General features: G+C 42.9%; 15 protein-coding genes. All 15 read right to left on the bottom strand.

Translation table 11 applies throughout. The features are described from left to right. Positions 1 to 296: 296 nt before the first annotated feature. Positions 297 to 1,394, bottom strand: coding sequence for a GGDEF domain-containing protein (locus CDO33_RS06635; RefSeq protein WP_161496691.1), 1,098 nt, complete (start codon positions 1,392 to 1,394; stop codon positions 297 to 299). A 68-nt stretch (positions 1,395 to 1,462) separates the two neighbouring features. Beyond that, entirely contained in the window at positions 1,463 to 1,906 is a 444-nt protein-coding gene (locus tag CDO33_RS06630) for a lytic transglycosylase domain-containing protein (RefSeq protein ID WP_103080622.1), read from the bottom strand. 142 nt (positions 1,907 to 2,048) lie between these two features. Beyond that, the gene (gene coaE, locus CDO33_RS06625; protein WP_242973856.1) at positions 2,049 to 2,654 is read right to left on the bottom strand and encodes a dephospho-CoA kinase; all 606 of its coding nucleotides are present in this window, start codon (positions 2,652 to 2,654) and stop codon (positions 2,049 to 2,051) included. Positions 2,655 to 2,689: 35 nt separating this feature from the next. Next, positions 2,690 to 5,389: a DNA polymerase I gene (polA, locus tag CDO33_RS06620; RefSeq protein ID WP_103080620.1), complete on the bottom strand. Its 2,700-nt coding sequence runs from the start codon at positions 5,387 to 5,389 to the stop codon at positions 2,690 to 2,692. A gap of 293 nt (positions 5,390 to 5,682) precedes the next feature. Further along, complete coding sequence (locus CDO33_RS06615; protein ID WP_103080545.1) at positions 5,683 to 6,804, bottom strand: anti-sigma factor family protein; 1,122 nt, start codon at positions 6,802 to 6,804, stop codon at positions 5,683 to 5,685. A gap of 20 nt (positions 6,805 to 6,824) precedes the next feature. Then, a complete protein-coding gene (locus tag CDO33_RS06610) occupies positions 6,825 to 7,421 on the bottom strand; it encodes a sigma-70 family RNA polymerase sigma factor (protein WP_103080619.1) in 597 nt (198 codons plus the stop codon). Positions 7,422 to 7,530: 109 nt separating this feature from the next. Then, entirely contained in the window at positions 7,531 to 7,959 is a 429-nt protein-coding gene (locus CDO33_RS06605; protein WP_103080544.1) for a UDP-N-acetylglucosamine 1-carboxyvinyltransferase, read from the bottom strand. A 266-nt stretch (positions 7,960 to 8,225) separates the two neighbouring features. Then, positions 8,226 to 9,335: an undecaprenyldiphospho-muramoylpentapeptide beta-N-acetylglucosaminyltransferase gene (murG, locus tag CDO33_RS06600; protein WP_103080543.1), complete on the bottom strand. Its 1,110-nt coding sequence runs from the start codon at positions 9,333 to 9,335 to the stop codon at positions 8,226 to 8,228. Between the two features lie 37 nt (positions 9,336 to 9,372). Beyond that, entirely contained in the window at positions 9,373 to 10,482 is a 1,110-nt protein-coding gene (spoVE, locus tag CDO33_RS06595; protein WP_202849481.1) for a stage V sporulation protein E, read from the bottom strand. 168 nt (positions 10,483 to 10,650) lie between these two features. Beyond that, a complete protein-coding gene (gene mraY, locus CDO33_RS06590; protein ID WP_103080541.1) occupies positions 10,651 to 11,634 on the bottom strand; it encodes a phospho-N-acetylmuramoyl-pentapeptide-transferase in 984 nt (327 codons plus the stop codon). A gap of 73 nt (positions 11,635 to 11,707) precedes the next feature. After that, the gene (locus CDO33_RS06585) at positions 11,708 to 13,090 is read right to left on the bottom strand and encodes a UDP-N-acetylmuramoyl-tripeptide--D-alanyl-D-alanine ligase (RefSeq protein ID WP_103080618.1); all 1,383 of its coding nucleotides are present in this window, start codon (positions 13,088 to 13,090) and stop codon (positions 11,708 to 11,710) included. 225 nt (positions 13,091 to 13,315) lie between these two features. Further along, the gene (locus CDO33_RS06580) at positions 13,316 to 14,779 is read right to left on the bottom strand and encodes a UDP-N-acetylmuramoyl-L-alanyl-D-glutamate--2,6-diaminopimelate ligase (RefSeq protein WP_103080540.1); all 1,464 of its coding nucleotides are present in this window, start codon (positions 14,777 to 14,779) and stop codon (positions 13,316 to 13,318) included. Positions 14,780 to 15,054: 275 nt separating this feature from the next. After that, the gene (locus CDO33_RS06575) at positions 15,055 to 17,238 is read right to left on the bottom strand and encodes a PASTA domain-containing penicillin-binding protein (protein WP_103080539.1); all 2,184 of its coding nucleotides are present in this window, start codon (positions 17,236 to 17,238) and stop codon (positions 15,055 to 15,057) included. Between the two features lie 134 nt (positions 17,239 to 17,372). Then, complete coding sequence (locus tag CDO33_RS06570) at positions 17,373 to 17,861, bottom strand: septum formation initiator family protein (RefSeq protein ID WP_103080538.1); 489 nt, start codon at positions 17,859 to 17,861, stop codon at positions 17,373 to 17,375. Between the two features lie 246 nt (positions 17,862 to 18,107). Then, a complete protein-coding gene (gene rsmH, locus CDO33_RS06565) occupies positions 18,108 to 19,064 on the bottom strand; it encodes a 16S rRNA (cytosine(1402)-N(4))-methyltransferase RsmH (protein WP_103080537.1) in 957 nt (318 codons plus the stop codon). Between the last annotated feature and the right edge of the window lie 66 nt (positions 19,065 to 19,130).

The following is a 19,130-nucleotide window of genomic DNA, read 5'->3' as shown; positions in this document are numbered from 1 at the left end:
AGTTCAGCTGATTAAAATAGTTGATTGCTATGGTATTATTCAAAGCCCATAGCAATCAATACATCCATTTAAAAAATGAATTTGCTCATTAACTAAAAAGAAGATTTTACACCTTATTTAATACATAAGAAAAAGGCCTGACAGTATATTAACAGGCCTTTTTTCTTAGAATTTAACATATCAGTAATTCGAATTTGATATCGGTAATTTGGTGTCAAACAGTGCCAATCTACATGATTACAGATTGGATCGAGTACGGGCAGCATACCCCGGAGGTTTACCCTGCATTACCCCAGTCACACTTTGTTATTAATCTCATCATAACTTACCACTGTGTTCTTACCTGTCTGTTTTGCCCTGTAAAGAGCCATATCGGCAAACTTAACCACTTCACTGATGTCTTTTGAATCCTCAGGATACTGGGATAATCCGCAGCTTACCGTCATCATTTTGCTTTCGTTGGTAGAATCCACTAAAACTATGCACTGCTTTTCCAGCTGGCTTCTAATCCTTTCAGCAACATTACGGGCGGTTTTTTTATCAAGGTCCCGGATCAGTATCAAAAATTCTTCTCCCCCATATCTTATGGGGATATCTGATTTTCTTATATTCTTCTTGATGATATCCGCAAACAATTCCAGGAGTTTATCTCCAAAAATATGACCATAAGTGTCGTTGAATTTCTTGAAATTGTCTATATCAAAGATCAATATGTTCACTGGCTTGCCGGATGCATCGGAATATCTTGCCTCTTCGGCCAGCTTCTGCTCAAAATAGCGCCGGTTTGCGAGGCCTGTCAGCTTGTCCGTTCTGGCCAGCTTAAATTCTCTTTTGTGCAGTTCTTCATATTTCCTTATTTCTCGATAAATCCTCAAAACTGCAGCACATAAGGCAAAGATATAGAAGACCCTTAAGCCCAACCTCCAGAAATCCTTCATCCCCATAACGCTTTTGGACAACAATGCTGCGAGCGTATAAGTCACAGCCGCAAAAATACTTGCTTTTATAGTCGGAGCAGGGCTGTTTTGAATGCCTATGATGCCTATGATAAAAAAGTACACCACATAACCGTCGGAACCTATTCCACCGGTGCAGTAGCATAGGAAGGAAATCATCGCAATATCAAAGTACGAGACTACTCTCAGCGCTTTTTTAAAATTGCCCTTTGACTTCGTCAAATACAGTACGCTCAGCAACCAATACAGGAAAAAAACTGCCGATAATATGAATGTGCCGTATCCGGTGAATATCCTGACTTCTGAAGTAAAAGAGCATATCACCGAAACAGCAAGGATTATGCACCTTAAGCGAAAATCAAAGCCCTTCCAGTAAGACCCATGTTGGTCGATAATATAAGAAGCGTTTTTCATAAAGTCTTCCATAAACAATCCCATTCGTTTCATAAATTGATAAAAGCCTCTGGCATCGTTCAATATAAACTATTAAACCTTGCCCTTTTGAACTAATTGCCTCTTTTTGCATATAGCTTTTGATACATTTTATAATATTTGATTACCCTTTTCAAATAGTTGTCCGTCTCCTTAAACGGAATTCTCACCAGTTCCTCCCCGTTCCTGCTCAGCTCTTCGTCCTTCAGCCAGGAGCTGACATTGCCGCTGCCGGCATTGTATGCTGCAATTACCAGATTGATATTGCTTCCGAACTCTCTCATCAACTGGCGGATATACCAGCAGCCTATTTTAATATTTGCATCCGGACGATAGAGATCATCGGTAACAAAGTCATCCATGCCTAGCTTTTCAGCAGCCCAAGCTCCAGTTTTGTCGGTTACCTGCATAAGCCCCCGGGCATTCCTGCTGGAGGTGGCATCCGGATCGAAGTTGCTTTCTGCTTTTATTATCGAAAAAACAAGATAGGGATCTATTCCATTCTCCTTGGCATACATAAAAACCAGTTCATCATACTTTAAAGGGTATATCAGCTTTAGGACCGGTTCAGGTCTGACGGCTAAAAATGCGGTCAAAAGCAAAACTAATATTAAAAAAAAGGGAATTTTAGAACGTTTTTTTCTCTTTGCTTGCACTTCATCACCCGGATCTCATTAATCTTATAATTTGCTCTTTCAGCTTTTCCTTGCTCTCGTTGTTAAGAATTACTTTATCTGCCAGTTTAAGGTATTCCTCATCGCTCATTTGGGAATTCATTCTGGCTATCACTTCCTGTCGGGACAGTCCGCTTCTTTCCATAACCCTGCCTATTCTGGTCTCCGGATCGGCATATACCACCCAAACCTCATCCACCGTATCCAGAAAACCATGTTTTACAGGCAAGGGAACATCAACTACAATAACTCCCTCCGGCCAAGCCTCGGATTTGGCCTGTTCCAGCCGGTTTAACAGGCGCTCCATTATATGCTTATGAGTTATAGCATTCAGCACCTTTACCTTTTCTTCATTTCCAAACACCATTTCCGCCAGTTTGCTTCTTATCAGTTCTCCCTTTTCATCCAATATCTCTGGTCCAAAATAGTCCACCATTTCACTGAGGGCTTTTTCACCCTTTCGCACTACTTCCCTGGCTATCTGATCGGCATCGATAACCCTGGCCTTCCATTCATCATGCAAAATGCCGGAAACAGTGCTTTTACCACTTCCTATAGGTCCTGTTACTCCAATTATTTTCACTTTACCCATCCTTGTCTTCCTCAAATTGTCGCTCCGGTAAAGCATCATTTTGTATCATACCAGCTGTTTCCGCTGTTAATGTCTACATTTAAAGCCACCCGGAGTTTTACCGCATTTTCCATGCTGTCCTTGAGAAGTTTTGTCACTTCTTCCTTTTCATCCACATGCATTTCTATGATCAATTCATCATGCACCTGCAGTATCAGTCTCGATCTCAAGTTCCTTTTTTGCAGTTCTTCGTATACTTTCACCATGGCAATCTTGATGATGTCCGCCGCACTTCCCTGTATAGGAGTGTTCATGGCTACACGTTCCCCAAAGGATCGTATATTGTGGTTTTTGGATTGCAATTCCGGCAGATACCTTCTTCGGTGGAACAGGGTAGCCACATATCCGTTTTGCTTGCCAAACTCCACGATATCATGCATATACTGCTTAACCCCGGGATATTTGTCCAAATAGCTGTCTATATACCGGCGGGCTTCCTTTCTTGTTATTCCCAGATCCTTTGCCAGACTGAAATCTCCGATTCCATACACTATGCCGAAGTTTACGGCCTTTGCCCTGCTTCTCATCAGAGGTGTAACCTCCTCCATAGGCACTCCAAAAACCTGGGATGCGGTGGTAGTATGGATATCTTCATTGTTGTTGAATGCCGCAATCATGTTCTGGTCATTGGTAATATGGGCGAGAACCCTGAGTTCAATCTGGGAATAGTCGGCATCCAGAAGCATGAATTCACTGCTGCTGGGCACAAAAACCTTTCGGATCTTTCTACCCATCTCCAGCTTGATGGGTATATTCTGAAGATTAGGCTCAGTACTGCTTATCCTCCCGGTAGCTGTGACTGTCTGGTTAAAGCTGGAGTGTATCTTGCCCGTTCTGGGGTTAATCACATGCTGCAAGCCTTCTGCATATGTGGATTGCAGCTTCACCAACTGCCTGTAATCCAATATTTTTCTTATTATTTCATGGCGGTCGGAAAGCTCCTCAAGGACCTCCGCATCGGTGGAATATCCTGTCTTGGTTTTCTTGATCACCGGGAGCTGCAGCTTCTCAAATAAAATTGTCCCCAGCTGCTTTGTAGAATTTATGTTGAATTCTTCTCCGGCAATGCTGTATATTTCCCGGGTCAGAAGCTCAATCTTCCCTTCAAGCTCCTCCGAGAACTTTTTCAGTTCCTCCACGTTCACTTTAAAGCCCCAGTATTCCATGGAGGCAAGAACCTTTATCAAAGGCAGCTCTATGTCATAATAAAGGCTTTCCTGATCATATTCCTTCAGCTTTTCATCCAAAGCCCTGGCGATGCCCATAACTGCACAGGCATGATCACACGCTGCCTGGGAAATAACATCCTCCTGCATATCACCAAAGGCTACGAAATTTTTTCCCTTTCCGGATAATTCCTCAATGGGTTTGATCTCAAAACCCAGGTACTCCCTCGCCAGCTCCGATACAGTATATGTGGCCCTTGTCGAGTTGATGAGGTAAGCGCCTATCATGGTATCAAAGGCCAGTCCTTCCAGCGATATGCCCTTATTTTTCAAATATACTATGAAATTCTTAACATCATGACCATACTTTTTAATGTCTCCATTTTCAAAAACATCTTTGAACTCTTTTAAAAACTCATCCTCGTCAACGCACCCGTTAAGATTTACATAAGTTCCTGATTTTTCACCAAGGGAAAAGCCTATTCCCACCAGTTTGTTGTCAAAGTTGTCAATTTTATCAATAAGGCAATAAAACCCGAATTTGCCTTGTGAAGCAATATCTTCCTTGAGCTTTTTCAGTCCTTCGGAACTCTCCAGGCATTCCACCTTTACCGTTTGCAGCGTCGAATGTGCACTGCTTTGGACCTCGTCAAGCCCGAACTTATCTATAAAGCTCTTGAATTCCAAGCGCTTAAACAGCTCATAGAGCTTTTCTTTGTTGAAATCGTTCCTTTTTAAATCCTCGATGCTGCACAACTCGCTCATATGCCTGTCTATGGTGGCAAGCCTTTTGCTTAAGAAAGCCTGTTCCCTGTTGGCAGCCAGCTTCTCCCGCACGCTTTTTTTATCTATCTTATCCAGGTTTTCATACAGGTTCTCAATACTGCCAAACTCCTTTATAAGGCTTATAGCTGTCTTCTCCCCTATTCCCGGAACTCCGGGGATATTATCGGAAGTATCTCCCATCAGACCCTTTACATCGATAAACTCCAACGGAGTGACTCCATACTTCTCCATAACCCTGTTTTTGTCATATTCATCCGTCTCGGTTTTACCGCCCCGGGTGGTGGGTATTTTTATTCTGGTGGTCTCCGTTGCCAGCTGTAAGGAGTCCCTGTCCCCCGTAATGATGATCACATCCATTCCCTGTTTTTCTGCACACAGGGAAACCGATCCGATGATATCATCCGCTTCATAACCTTCACATTCAAGTCTTTTTATGTTCATGGCATCCAGAACTTCCTTTATGACCGGAAGCTGGACAGCCAGTTCAGGCGGCATTCCCTTTCTGTTGGCCTTATATCCCTCAAACTCTTTGTGCCTGAAGGTTGGCGCTTTTAAGTCAAAAGCAACACATAAGTACTGGGGCTTTTCTTCTTCTACATATTTATGAAGTATGTTCAAAAAACCGTAAACAGCATTGGTATACAAGCCATCGGAGGTGGAAAGAAGTTGTTTTCCCTGAAGTCCGTAAAAAGCTCTGTTTAAAATGCTGTTTCCATCGATTATCATCAATTTTTCCTTGTTCATTTTATACCTCATCCTGATATATTTAAAAGCAATGCGATTTATATGTTTATGCAGCGGATGCTTCAGCAATTTGACGGATGCCATATTTCATCCTAATAAAAATGCCGCACATTGCTCTCCGCCACATTTTACGGCGTCCCACCTAAGCCCCGATTTAAAGCTTGCCAGTATGACGCCGGATATTTATATTTTTTATGCCTATGATTATAATAATCTCTCATTTTTCCTCATTTATCCCATGTATTAATTTTACACAAAAAAAAGGCAACCGTAAACGGTTGCTTTGATTTATTTCATCCTTCTTTTAGAATCTCGAATTTTACTATTGTGCAATCAGGATTAATGGTTATGCTTTCTATCTCTGCTTGTATGCTGTCCCTTTTCTCCTTTAACTGTTTCAGCGTTTCCTTAGATTTTTCCGCTGTACTTCCGATGTTTTCGGTTTTGTCTATCAATTGTATTATCTGATCCAGCTCACTGTTTAACTTATTTATATAATCATCGGCATTTAATTTTTGCATTTCACCAAAGCTCAAAATCTTTGACAGTTCCGGATCGCTTTTTAAATTCTGGATAAAACCCTCATAGGATGCATTGGGAACAATTAGCTGCATTTCTGCCTTCTCCCCTGCAAACTTAGCCGTGGGCTCGATGCTTAGGTTTTGGTTTGTGTCGTCTTTTTTAGCCGCTTCCAAACCTAACTCATCAGCATATTCCTCTATTTTACCAATCACTTTTTCTATATCATCGGTGTTTGCAGCTATCCTTATCTCTCTTAGCTCAGGCAGGGCCATCATCATAAAGCTTCTTCCTTCCATAGTGCCCCTGGTAACATCCTTGGCTGTTCCGTCCGAATCCCACGCTTCCCGCGGCTGAGCACTCTTACTTGCATCAGACTCCAATGCTGAAGAAGCTCCAGCTTCTCCACTGGCTATCCTGAGTTGAGCTTCGCTCTGATCTTCTGCCATTCCGGCATCAATTTCGGCTTCACTGCTTTCCATTTTCTTTTCATCCATTTGAGCCGTCTTGTTCATGTCCTTTAGATTCAAAAATCTGCCTTTTAGAAGATCATTGCCATAAATGCCGCTTAGAGCAACAAAGACAAGGAAAACGGCTGCAACAGTGGTAATAACTTTCAAATAACTGTTTTTAAAGAAAATGACCTTTCTATTGTTGTTATCCTGCCTGCTGACATCAACAAGCTTGCTATGGAGCTGCTCCTTAAACGTCTCCGGGAGCTCCTCCTCAGGCATATCGGCACAAAGCTCTACCACTCGGGTGATTTCTGCAAGTTCGATTCTGCAAGCCTCACAGCTTTCAACATGTTCTTTGAATTTTTCCAGCTTTTCTCCTTGCAGTTCATTATCAATATATAAAGTTATTAAATCTCTTGCTTCATTACAATTCATCATCATATCCAGACCCTTCTTTCACGTTATTTGACGTAATCTCCCTTTAAAAGTTCCATTTTTGGTTTAAGCCGATCCCTCAAAATTTGTCTGGATCTGTTTATCCTTGATTTTACCGTTCCTTCGGGGCATTTCATAATCTTTGCGATTTCTTCATAACTGAAGCCCTGAATGTCTCTCAATATTATAACCGTCCTTTGCTCTTCAGGCAGCGACATAATTGCATCCTTCACCAACTTTCGGACTTCGTTCTTTTCCGCAATTACATCGGGTGTCGGCCTGGTATCTTCTACCTGCCGCTGGAGATCTCCTTCTTCCAGTTTGACTTCTTCATCCAGAGAAACCACATTTTTATTTTTCCTTTTTCTTATTTCATCCAGGCATACATTAGTGGTAATTCTGTATATCCATGTGGAAAGAGAAGATTCCTCCTTGAAATCCTTGATAGATTTAAATATGCGGATAAAAACTTCCTGCGCCAGCTCATTGGCGTCATCATAATTGCCAATCATGCGCAAAGCTATATTGAATACTCTTTTCTGGTAGTCTTCAATCAACTGTTCAAAGGCTTCTATATCCCCATTGCGAGCCTTCTTAAGAAGGTCTTTTTCCCTATCGCTCACAGTGTATGCCATCCTCCTTTGTAAAACAAAAGATGATGGATATTACCATCATCTACGAAACCATTATACATGTTTTTATCAACTTTTTAAACACCGAAAACTAATAATTTTATATACTGCTCCTGACATTTTTTACTTCAGAGAAACAGATGTTTTTAACATCAGCCATCTTTATAGCCAATGATATTACACACCCACCCGGATAGCTTATAGTCACATTTCCTCCTCGTGCGAGGAGAGGCCCCATAAAAATGATCGACGACCTCATCTCTGCCGCCAGATCTTCAGGTACTTCTGTGCTGTTTAAGGTTGACGAGTCAACGATAATTGTGCTGCCCTCGACACTTACGAGACACCCCAGCTTTCTCAATATTTCCAGCATGATATCCACATCCCTTAGTTTGGGGCAGTTCTTTATTACGTTAATCCCACTATTTAAAACAGTTGCGGCTAATATAGGCAATACTGCATTTTTTGCACCTTCGATCATCACTTCACCTTTCAGTTTTCGTCCGCCTACTACAGCAATTTTACTCAATAATAACACCTCCAATAAAGTCCGTAGCTACTACGCACCATAGTATATACTATGCGTAGGTTGCCAAAGTGTGATTTTGTTATAAAAAACTTCATTTTTTGATATTGACTTAATTCGGAGGTAATAAAAATTGCTTCTGAACGTTGATGTGCAGTCGGCTGTAAAAAAAAGCGGTTCAGGCTTTCCTAGCCTGCCGCTCCTTATTCTTAGGTCTCAGTCTGTATAATATGTCAAAGGGTCATAAAATTTCCCTCTTATTCCGCAACTCAGAGCTTTCCTTTTTGCTTCATCACTTCTCTTATCATCGAATATATTTTCTCTGTGGCATTTGTTATGCCCATTTTTTTTGAGTTACTAGCCATCCTGGAAAGCTGCTCCCTGTTTTTTAAAAGACTCATTATCTGATTATACAACACATTGCCGCTTAGTTCCTTCTCCAATATCACCACCGCTGCTCCATTCTTTTCCAACGACCTCGCATTATACTCCTGGTGATTGGCTGTCACAAAAGGTGACGGAATCAATATGGCGGGTATTCCCATGGCGGTAAGTTCACTTAAGGTTATCGCCCCAGCTCTGCATACCATCAAATCTGCGGCTGCATATACATCAGCAGCATTATAAATATACGGTACTACCTCCACCGTCGGTGCAATATCTTTTCCCAGGCTTTCCATAGTTCTGTCGTACTGGGCTTCGCCGGTAGCAAAAATAATATTGAAGTCATTGCTGTTATAATATTTTTTCAGCATATCCACTACCGAATTATTTATGTTCTGTGCCCCCCGGCTGCCTCCTACCACCACGACCACACGGGAATTTGAGCTTATACCAAGCCTTTTCCTTGCACTCACCTTATCGGTATGCAAAATCTCATCCCTTACAGGATTGCCGGTAAGTGCAATTTTTTTTGCAGATTTGAAATATTTTTCTGATTCCTTAAAGCTTATGGCCACTGCGTCAGCATATCTCGAAAGGATCTTGTTGGTAACCCCCGGGTATGCGTTCTGTTCATGGATCAGGGTAGGTATTTTCATCATTGCCGCATTAAAAAGCACAGGACCACATACATATCCCCCTGTACCTATAACGATGTCCGGTTTATATCTTTTTATAATTTTCCTTGCCTCAACCATTCCCTGAAAAAGCTCTTTTATGGCTATAATCGTGTCAAAGGACAGCTTGCGCTTGAAACCTCTTACTTTTATCAGCTCGAGCTCATAGCCTTCCCTTGTTACAAGCCGGGTCTCCAAACCTCTTTCGGTACCAACGAATTTTATCTGTGCATCAGGATGTTTTTGCTTCAAATAATTTGCGATGGCCAGACCCGGATTGATATGACCCGCAGTTCCGCCACCAGCCATTAGAACTTTCAAAAGTTCCACCTCCAAAACGATTTACACATTATATACATCAGATTCTCTCATAATTGGCATATCTCGATATGTTAAGCAGAATGCCGACCTCGCTCATAAGGAATACCAGGGAGGTTCCTCCATAACTGAAGAAAGGCAGTGGCATCCCTGTTACGGGCATTGATGCAGTTACAACCGCAACATTTATTATGACCTGGACTGCTATCAAGGAAGTTATTCCCACAGCCGTAAGACTCCCAAAGGTATCCGGCGCATTTATCGATATTTTGATGCCTCGCCAGATAAATATTGAAAACAGGATCATTACCAGCAGTACACCGACAAATCCCAACTCCTCGGCAAGAACCGCCAGAATGAAGTCATTATGGGGTTCCGGTATGTAAAGGAACTTCTGCAGGCTTTTGCCCAACCCCCTGCCGAATAAGCCTCCCGATCCTATGGCATACAGAGAGTTGATGATCTGCCATCCCGACCCTTGTGCATCTTCCAGTGGATTTAGAAAGGAAAGAAATCTTTCACGCCTGTAGTCGGAAAAAGCTATGGCAGCCGCAAGTCCTGCCACAGCAGGCAGTGCCAGTATCACAAAGTGTTTTATTCTCGCTCCTGCACAGAAAAGTATGATGCATGCTACCATGGCTATGATCATCGTGCCGCTCAAGTGAGGTTCCAAAAGCAAAAGTGCCGCATATATGCCTATAAGAACCAGGTAAGGGAGCAAGCCTTTAAAAAAGCTGTGCAGTTGGTTTTTTCTTTTAGAAAGGCTATAAGAAAAAAACAATATAACTGCCATTTTGGCAAACTCCGACGGCTGGAAACTGGTAACTTTCAAATCCAGCCACCTCCGCGCCCCTTTTGTAGCCGTTCCGATCCCTGGTACGAAAACAAGGATCAACAGGAAAATGCTCACCACAACAAATATCGGAGACCATTTTCCCAGCTTCCTGTAATCGATATTCATTGTGAAAAGCATTGCCGTAAAAGCGATAGGAAGCATTGTAAGCTGTTTTTTCAGAAAATAATAAGTATCATGATAATAGTTATATGCATAAGCAGCACTGGCACTAAACACCATTATTGTACCTAAAGCAAGCAATATAAAAGTTGTTATCAATATCCAGAAATCCACAGGCTTTCTTGATTTCATCATCAACCTCTTTAAAGTTTGTTGTTCATATAATTATATGAGCATTACAACAATTAAATAACTAACATACTATATCAGCATATTCGATAGCAAAGCCGGAGACTTTTTAAGGGTTTTATCTCCAACAACTCTCCACAAGCCATCTCCAGTCCTCCGGTACAACGGCTTAACCTAGACAAACCGCACTCCCAATAGCAAAAGTGCGATTATGCACAATACCAAGGTTGTGGTCCAGAACACTGCAACAACTTTTGTTTCCTTCCATCCCGACAGCTCAAAATGATGATGAAGGGGAGCCATTTTAAATACCCTTTTGCGCCTCAATTTGAAAGAAGTCACCTGGATTATGTCCGAAAGGACTTCTACCACATATATTCCTCCAACTAAAAGGAGGATAAAGGGCATTTTCAGCATTATAGCCGTACTGGCTACAGCTCCTCCCAAGGCCAGAGACCCTGAATCACCCATAAAGACGCGGGCAGGATGGATGTTAAAAACCAAAAAGCCCAAACAGCCTCCGGCTACGGAAGCTGTAAACACCTTTATGTAATCCCATTCCGCTCTCGTCATAGCCACTACGGTAAAAAACACCATTACAATCAGAGTAACTCCTGTAGCAAGGCCGTCAAGACCATCTGTCAGGTTAACCCCGTTGGTAGTGGCAATGAAAACGAAAATGGTGAACAAAATAAAAAACCATGCCGAATTTACAGTTCCCACAAAAGGTATTGTTACATCCACTCCCAGATCAGTGAAATACGCAATATAAAATGCAAACGCAGCAGCAATCAGAAGCAGTCCCAACATCTTTTGTCCGGCAAACAAACCGTCCTTGCTTTTTTTTAAGACCTTAATGAGGTCATCGATAAGGCCTACGACCCCAAACCCCAGTGTAACCAATAGCATGGGCAATATCTTGGGGTAGCTTAAAGAAAAATACATCAGCACCAGGGTGATGGGTATAAGAAATATCAAGCCTCCGATGGTGGGTGTGCCCATCTTTTTAAAATGTGTCTTCGGCCCGTCGTCTCTGACTGTCTGCCCGAATTTCAGCTTTGTCAGTATCGGTATAAGAATTGGTCCGGCAATTAATGCTAATACAAACGTAATTACAAATACTGTAACTTGCACTGATCCGGTAAAAAGTGCATCCAATTATTTTCACCTCTTGTAAATTAAATATTCCAAGGGGCACAGCCCCATTGGTTACCAAACAAATTTTAAACCGTCAGGCACCGCCTGTCAACTGACGGATTATTTCCTCCATCTTCATTCCCCGGGAACCTTTAACCAATATAACATCGCCGCTTTTTACGAAATCCTTCAAAAAACGGTTGACTTCAGCATTGTTATTGAAAGAAAAAGCACAATTGGCGTCAAATCCCGATTCTAACGCTCCTTTTGCTATTACCCTTCCATTATCGCCCACCGTTATTATGTAATCTATCTTTTTGGAAGCAGCGAATTTTCCAACATTATAGTGGGCATCATACGCCCATTCACCCATCTCCAGCATATCACCCAGCACTGCCACCGTACGGCGGTTGCCCGCTGAAATGTCCTTAAGCACGGTAATGGCTGCCTCCATGGACTGCGGGCTTGCATTATAGGTATCATCGATTATCTTTATATCTCCCCGGTTTATTATGTTCATCCTCATATTTCCCGGAGCAAAAGATGCTATGCCGTCGATTATTTCATTCATAGTTAGTCCCAGTTCCAATCCCACGGCAATTGCGGCCAGCGCATTATAGACATTATGCACTCCCGGAGCCGGAACATGAACTTTGTAATCCTCAGCGCCGACGGTTATTTCAAAGGATGTGCCCTGCTCTCCTGCTGTATGGATGTTATACGCCTGATAGTCACAGCATTCGTCTATGCCGTAAAATACCGTCCTGAAATTCAAAAGGTCCTTTAGCCCGTATAATAACTTGTCGTCGCCGTTTAATACCACCAGGCCTTTTTCACTAAGCCCCTCCAGTATCTCCATCTTAGCCTTCAGTATATTTTGCCTCGAGCCCAGTTTCTCAATATGGGAGACTCCTATGTTGGTTATTATGGCTATATCAGGCCTTGCGACGGCTGTAAGCCTGCTTATCTCCCCAAATCCGCTCATGCCCATTTCAATGACTGCTGCCTGGTGAGAGCTGTCAAGATTGAAAATTGTAAGGGGGAGACCAATTTCGTTGTTAAAATTCCCCTCGGTTTTCAGCACCCGAAATTTCCGGGAAAGAACTCCGGCCACCATATCTTTCGTGCTGGTTTTTCCTACACTGCCGGTTATTCCCACAAAGGGTATATCAAACTTTCTCCGGTACCACCCGGCCAGATCCAGCAGCGCCGTCGACGTGTTATCAACCCTGATGACGCATTTGCTATAAACCGGGCCGATATCCTTGTGGGTAAGAACAGCCCGGGCTCCTGCCTCCAGGGCAGCCGGGATATAATCATGCCCGTCAAAACGTTCGCCCTTCAAGGGAATAAACAAATCCCCATCTATTATTTTTCTAGAATCGGTAGACACTCTTAAAACTTCTGTATCAGCTTCACCTGAAATGAGCTTTCCTTTGGTAGCTTCCAATATGTCCCTGCATGTAATTTTTTGCATATTTCCATCATCACCCCTTTTATCGCCGGGCACTGCCGGCAAATTGCCGGTAAAACCATAATCCGCCTTTTAGCTTGACGCACCGCAGAACAATTTGCTTTTATGAAAGCCGTTTCAGCACATCCATGTCCTATGCCAGGTCTTTCTCCGCCGGGTATGCCCCGTAAGCCATACTTTCCTCCTGCGGCGCTCCTGCGGTTGAAATTTACGGCAAACTATTTACTATCAACAGCCGGCTGCCTGTTTCTTCTCCAGTATTTCTGCAACTACTTCCCTTTCATCAAAATGAATGGTCTTATCCTTAAACTCCTGGTAGGTTTCATGACCTTTACCTGCCAGCAGTATAATATCTTTTGGCTGTGCATTATCTATCGCATACTTGATGGCCTCACGGCGTTCGGTAATTTTTATGTACTTTCCTGTAGTTCTTTTGATTCCGGTCTCAATATCATTTATAATCGCATCCGGGTCCTCCGTGCGTGGATTGTCCGATGTTATAATAGTAAAATCGGCAAGCCTGCCCGAAACCTCTCCCATTTCAAACCTTCTGGCCTTGTCTCTGTCTCCGCCGCATCCAAACAGGCAAACTACCCTTCCGGGAGCATAATCTTTTATGGTCGTCAGTATATTTTCAAGGCTTATGGCGTTATGGGCATAATCAATCATGACTGTAAAGTCTCTTCCTGTTTCCACCACTTCAGCCCTGCCTTTAACCTTGACATTGGCCAGGCCAGCTTTTATGCTTTCCATGGAAATTCCTGAAAGGGCACATGCTCCAATAGCTGCCAGAGCATTATATACATTGAATTTACCCGGTATGCTGACGCTGATGGGCTCATTTCCCCATGGGGAAGTGATTTTAAAATCCACTCCGGTGGAGTGCTTTACCACATCATATGCCTTGATATCCGCATCCTTTTCTATGCCAAAGGTGGTTATTTCACATTCTGCCTTTTCCATGATCCTCTGGGCATGGGGATCGTCGATGTTTATGACTCCTTTTTTGCACATGCGGAAAAGCTTGGCCTTTGCTTCAAGATAATCATCAAAGTCCTTGTGCTCTCTGGGTCCTATGTGATCACTGGTTATGTTGGTGAATATTCCAATATCAAAGTCGCAGCATCCCACTCTGTCCAGAGCCAGTCCTTGGGATGAAACTTCCATGGTTGCGCTTGTCACGCCCTTTTCCAGCATCTCTTCAAAAAGCGACTGGAGATCATAGGACTCAGGTGTAGTTCTCTGGGCATACAGGACTTCATCACCAATCATGTTGGCAATAGTTCCTACTAACCCCACCTTCTGTCCGGAATGCTCAAGTATCGACTTAATCATATATGTGGTGGTAGTTTTTCCCTTTGTACCGGTGACCCCGATCAAATGCAGTTTTTGGGAAGGATGGCCAAAGAAAGCGTCGGACACGAATGCTAGTCCAAATCGGGTATCCTCTATCTTCACCACGGTGACACCGTCTTCTACCGTCACATCCTTTTGAACGAGAAGAGCGGCTGCTCCGTTTTCCAGAGCCGACGGTATGTATTTATGTCCATCGGTAGTCATGCCATCTATGCATACAAAAAGGGAACCTTTTTTTACCTTTCTGGAATCATACGCAATATCGCTGATATCAATATCCAAATTGCCTTTTACATCCAATACCTTCAATCCCTTTACCAAATCTCTGAGAAACATTTATATCCTCCTTTGTTTAACAATATTTACAGGGACACGCCGCGCTTTATACGTTTTATGCGGAATGCCCCTGGTACCATGTTTTTTCCTTCCTTTTTCACAGCTTTCCTGCTTTTTTGAAATCCATCCGTCCGCCGGCTTATGTGAGCAAGCTGATGATACCATGTTATATTTATAGAGGGATGGAAATCAATTAAGTGTAAAGCATCAAAGCACTAGCTACCGCTTGCCTTACAATGGATTTCGAGCTGTACCCTTACCGAGTTTTCATCCGCTTACTCCGTATCCAGATGCCTGAATTCCACCTCTACAGGTTTTCCTTTATCAACCTGCGTTCCGGGATTGAATTCCTGTCTCACAGCTATACCGCTGCCTATAACTTTTATGTTAAGTCCCCGTTTGTTAAGCTCATTGGTGGCTTCTTCCACCGTCATGTTAAGCACATCAGGCATTTTCACCGTCTGATTCTGTTGTTCTACCGTGTACAAGACAACTACGGACTTTTTGGGAACGCTGACATCCGGTTTAGGGGTCTGGTCTAAAACCTTCATGTCGTTATTATTCCCTTCTCCGTCCACTTTAAATCTGAGATCATATTGCGCAAGAATTTTTCTTGCTTCCGCTATAGTCTTTTCCCTTACATCCGGAACATATACTTCTTGTTCCATGGACGCTTCGTCTTTTTCCGTATATCTTCTTTCCACCCCCAGATATTCGAGGGTATCTTCGAGGATTTCCCGGGCTACAGGAGCGGCTATGACACCTCCCTGATGTCCAAAAGGCCCTGTAGGAAAATCCAGTATTACCAGCACGCAAACCACCGGATTATCAGCCGGTGCAAAGGATGAAAAGGAAGCTATATACCTGTTGTTTTTCTTGGTTTCCGTCGTTTCCGAAGTACCGGTTTTGCCTGCTACCCTGTAACCGCTGATATATGCATTCTTTCCGGTACCTATGGACACTACTCCCTCAAGAATTTCCCTTATTTGCCTCGAAGTCTCCTCGGAAATGACATTCCTTACGACCTCAGGTTCATACTTTTTAACAATATTTCCCTCGCTGTCCTTTATTTCTTTCACTATGAGGGGTTTCATAAGCTTGCCGCCGTTAGCCAGGGCTCCATATGCGTTTATCAGCTGCAGGGGAGTTATCTGAAATCTCTGTCCGAAGGACGCAACCGCCATATCGACCTCCACAGGCTTTTCGTGGAATATGCTCTTCGCTTCTCCGACGATTTCCACCCCAGTTCTGTTCATGAAACCAAAAGCTTTCACATATTTGTAGAACGTTTCTATGCCCATCGCCTGTGCAGCCCTGACAAATACAGGGTTGCACGAATTATATACCCCTTCCTTGAAAGTCTCTTCACCATGCAGTCTATAACTTCTCCAGCAGTTTATCTTATGTCCCTGCACAATGACAGGAAAGTCGTTAACAGGTGTATCGGGTGTCATTATCCCCTCTTCAATTGCTGCCGCAGCGGTTATTGCCTTAAAGGTGGAACCCGGTTCATAGGTATCTACTACAGCCTTGTTTCTCCATATTTTTTTATAGAGAGTTTCCATTCTTTCATCCTCGGTCATCCTGGCCCATTCCTCGTCGGTTATCCCTTCCGGAGCAGCAAAGGGTGCATTCAGATCGAAATCAGGTTTGGAAACCATTGCCAGAATCTCCCCTGTCCGTGGGTCCGTTACAATGGCTGCAGCACCGTTTAAGACCGTATTATCGGCTATGGCTTTTTCAAGGGCTTTCTGAGCAAAATACTGTATGGATTCATCTATTGTGAGCACTATGTCCAGGCCGTTCTGCACATCAATACGCTTTTCCTCACCAAAGGGCAGTTTGTTTCCTACTGCGTCCGAGCCTGTCAATATCTTCCCGGGGACGCCTTTCAAATAATCGTCAAAGATGGCTTCAATGCCGTTAAGTCCCTGATTATCGGCACCCGTAAATCCGATTACATGGGCTGCGAGATTGTTGTTGGGATAGTACCTCTTGGTATCCTCATCAACAAAAACGCCTGACAGTTTATTATCTTTTGCCCACTTTCTCACCTGGTCTCCAATTTCCTTGTCTATCCTTCTTTTTATGATTTCATAACCGGTATTTTTCCGTATTTTTTTAAGTACATTTTCAACCTTCAGGTCCAGTATCTCAGCCAATTCTTCAGCCGTCTTCTCTATATCCTTGCTGGATTCCCTGACCTGTCGGGGATTTATCACAACCTGTTCAACCGATGCGCTTATCGCCAGTTTTTTTCCGTTTCTGTCATATATGGTGCCTCTCTTAGGTGGGATTTGTCTGTTGGTGTTTTGCTGTTCAAATGCCAGCTTCTGGTACTCGCTGCCTTTTACAATCTGCAACCATCCTACTCTGCATGTCAAAGCTATGAGAAAGACGGTAAAAGCTATCAACATGACCAGTAAGCGTTTTTTTACGGACAAACTCGTTCCCGCCAAAATACATCCCCCTAATGCAGATTTTCTTGCCAATATAGCAAATAGACTGTAGACTGTATAAAATCAAATTTTATACCATCCACAGTCTACTGGTACTGAGGAATTCCAATATAAGAGTATTAAGTTGGTTTATTCTAATACAGCAAACTTGCAAAACTATTGATTTTATAAACAAGGGCGTCGAATAATCCCTGCGCTTCAGATTTAGTCTTTTCTTCAGCAGCTGCAACAGTGTAGTCGTCTTTGGGCACGCTGACATTGACGATCTGGTTTTTGTCAGGTCTTACCATACCCAGCTTATTCCTGGCTATTTCTTCAATCTTGGCCAGGTTCATACCCTTCTCCAGCTCAAATTCGAGAGTGGTCTTTTCTTCCAATAGCTCTTCATACTGCCTTCCCAGCTTGTCGATTTCATAATTCAGCTCCGTCACCAGAGCATACCTGTATATAATGATAAAGCATAAGGAAAATATAAAAGCTGTATTCAGTATCATCCTAAACTTGATTTTTCTGTTCTGCTTATGTATTTTCTTGGCTTTTAGTACCTTGTTCTCTTCATATACGTCGTATTCGATTTTTTCCGCCAATGTTCCATGTACATACTTATCGCTTGTTCTAGTCAATTATATTCACCCCAATGCTTTAATATTCCATCCCCGAATTGAAGCATTGAAACAAAGACAATAAACCCGAGGACCGGCAAGAGCAAGTCCTCGGTAAACACACTGCAGTTTTTCTTCCTGAGTTTATTGTTTCTCTGCTTTTCTTTGGTAAATCCTACTTTGTCTTTTTCTTTTGCTTTCCCTTGCGCAGCCGTATATGCGCATTTGTCTTCTGTATATCAAATTCTTTTGTATAAATAACCAAAACTACTGTTTTGGATTATTGATCTTTTTTATGACCCTAAGCTTTGCACTTCTTGCCCTTGGATTATCTTCCAATTCCCTGATGGACGGCAATATCGGCTTTCTGAAAACCAACTCCGCCTCAGGAACTTTGCCACACACACATACCGGAAAACTCGGAGGGCAGGTGCATGGCTTCACTTTTCTTTGAAACTCTTCCTTTACAATCCTGTCTTCCAGGGAATGAAAGGTTATTATACATAGCCTTCCTTCCGGCCTCAGCAATGATATGGCGTCGTCGATTGCCTGCCTTAAAATTCCCAGCTCGTTGTTTACCTCAATTCTTATCGCCTGGAAAGTTCTCTTTGCCGGATGTGGGCCTTCCCTTCGAGCAGAGCTCGGAATGGCTGCTTTAATTATGTCCACCAGTTCCCCGGTGGTTTCTATCCTCTTTTCCTTCCTGGCCTTTACTATAAACGAAGCTATCCTTGCAGCCCAGCGTTCTTCTCCGTAATCCCGGATTATTCTCTTTATGGCGTCCTCATCATATTCGTTTACAACAGTTCCGGCATCCAGAGCCTGGCGACGGTCCATCCTCATATCCAAAGGAGCATCCTTCTGGTAGCTGAATCCTCTTTCTCCTTCGTCCAACTGGTAGGATGAAACACCCAAATCAAAGAGTATACCATCAACATATTCGATATTGTGTTTCCGGCAGACTTCCTTAATGTTCTTAAAGTTGGTATTTTCAAGGATTATCCTTGCTTGTCCGCCAATGCTGCTCAGTCTTTCCCTTGAAGCTTCTATGGCGTATGAGTCCTGATCTATGCCTATCAATACGCCATCCTTGCCTAACCTTTTATAAATTTCACTGGAATGGCCTGCGCCACCCAGAGTACCATCTATATAAATTCCATCCTGTTTGATATTCAGATTTTCAATACATTCTTCCAGTAAAACCGGTTTGTGATTAAATTCCATCGGGCACCTCATACAAGACTAAAATTCGAATTTCATGGTGAAAGCTAGAATTTTCGCCTTCACAGG

Source organism: Clostridium thermosuccinogenes (genome assembly GCF_002896855.1).
In the GTDB taxonomy this organism is placed as follows: domain Bacteria; phylum Bacillota; class Clostridia; order Acetivibrionales; family DSM-5807; genus Pseudoclostridium; species Pseudoclostridium thermosuccinogenes.
The sequence above is the reverse complement of the archived record's forward strand: the minus strand, read 5'-3'. Positions and strand labels throughout refer to the sequence as shown.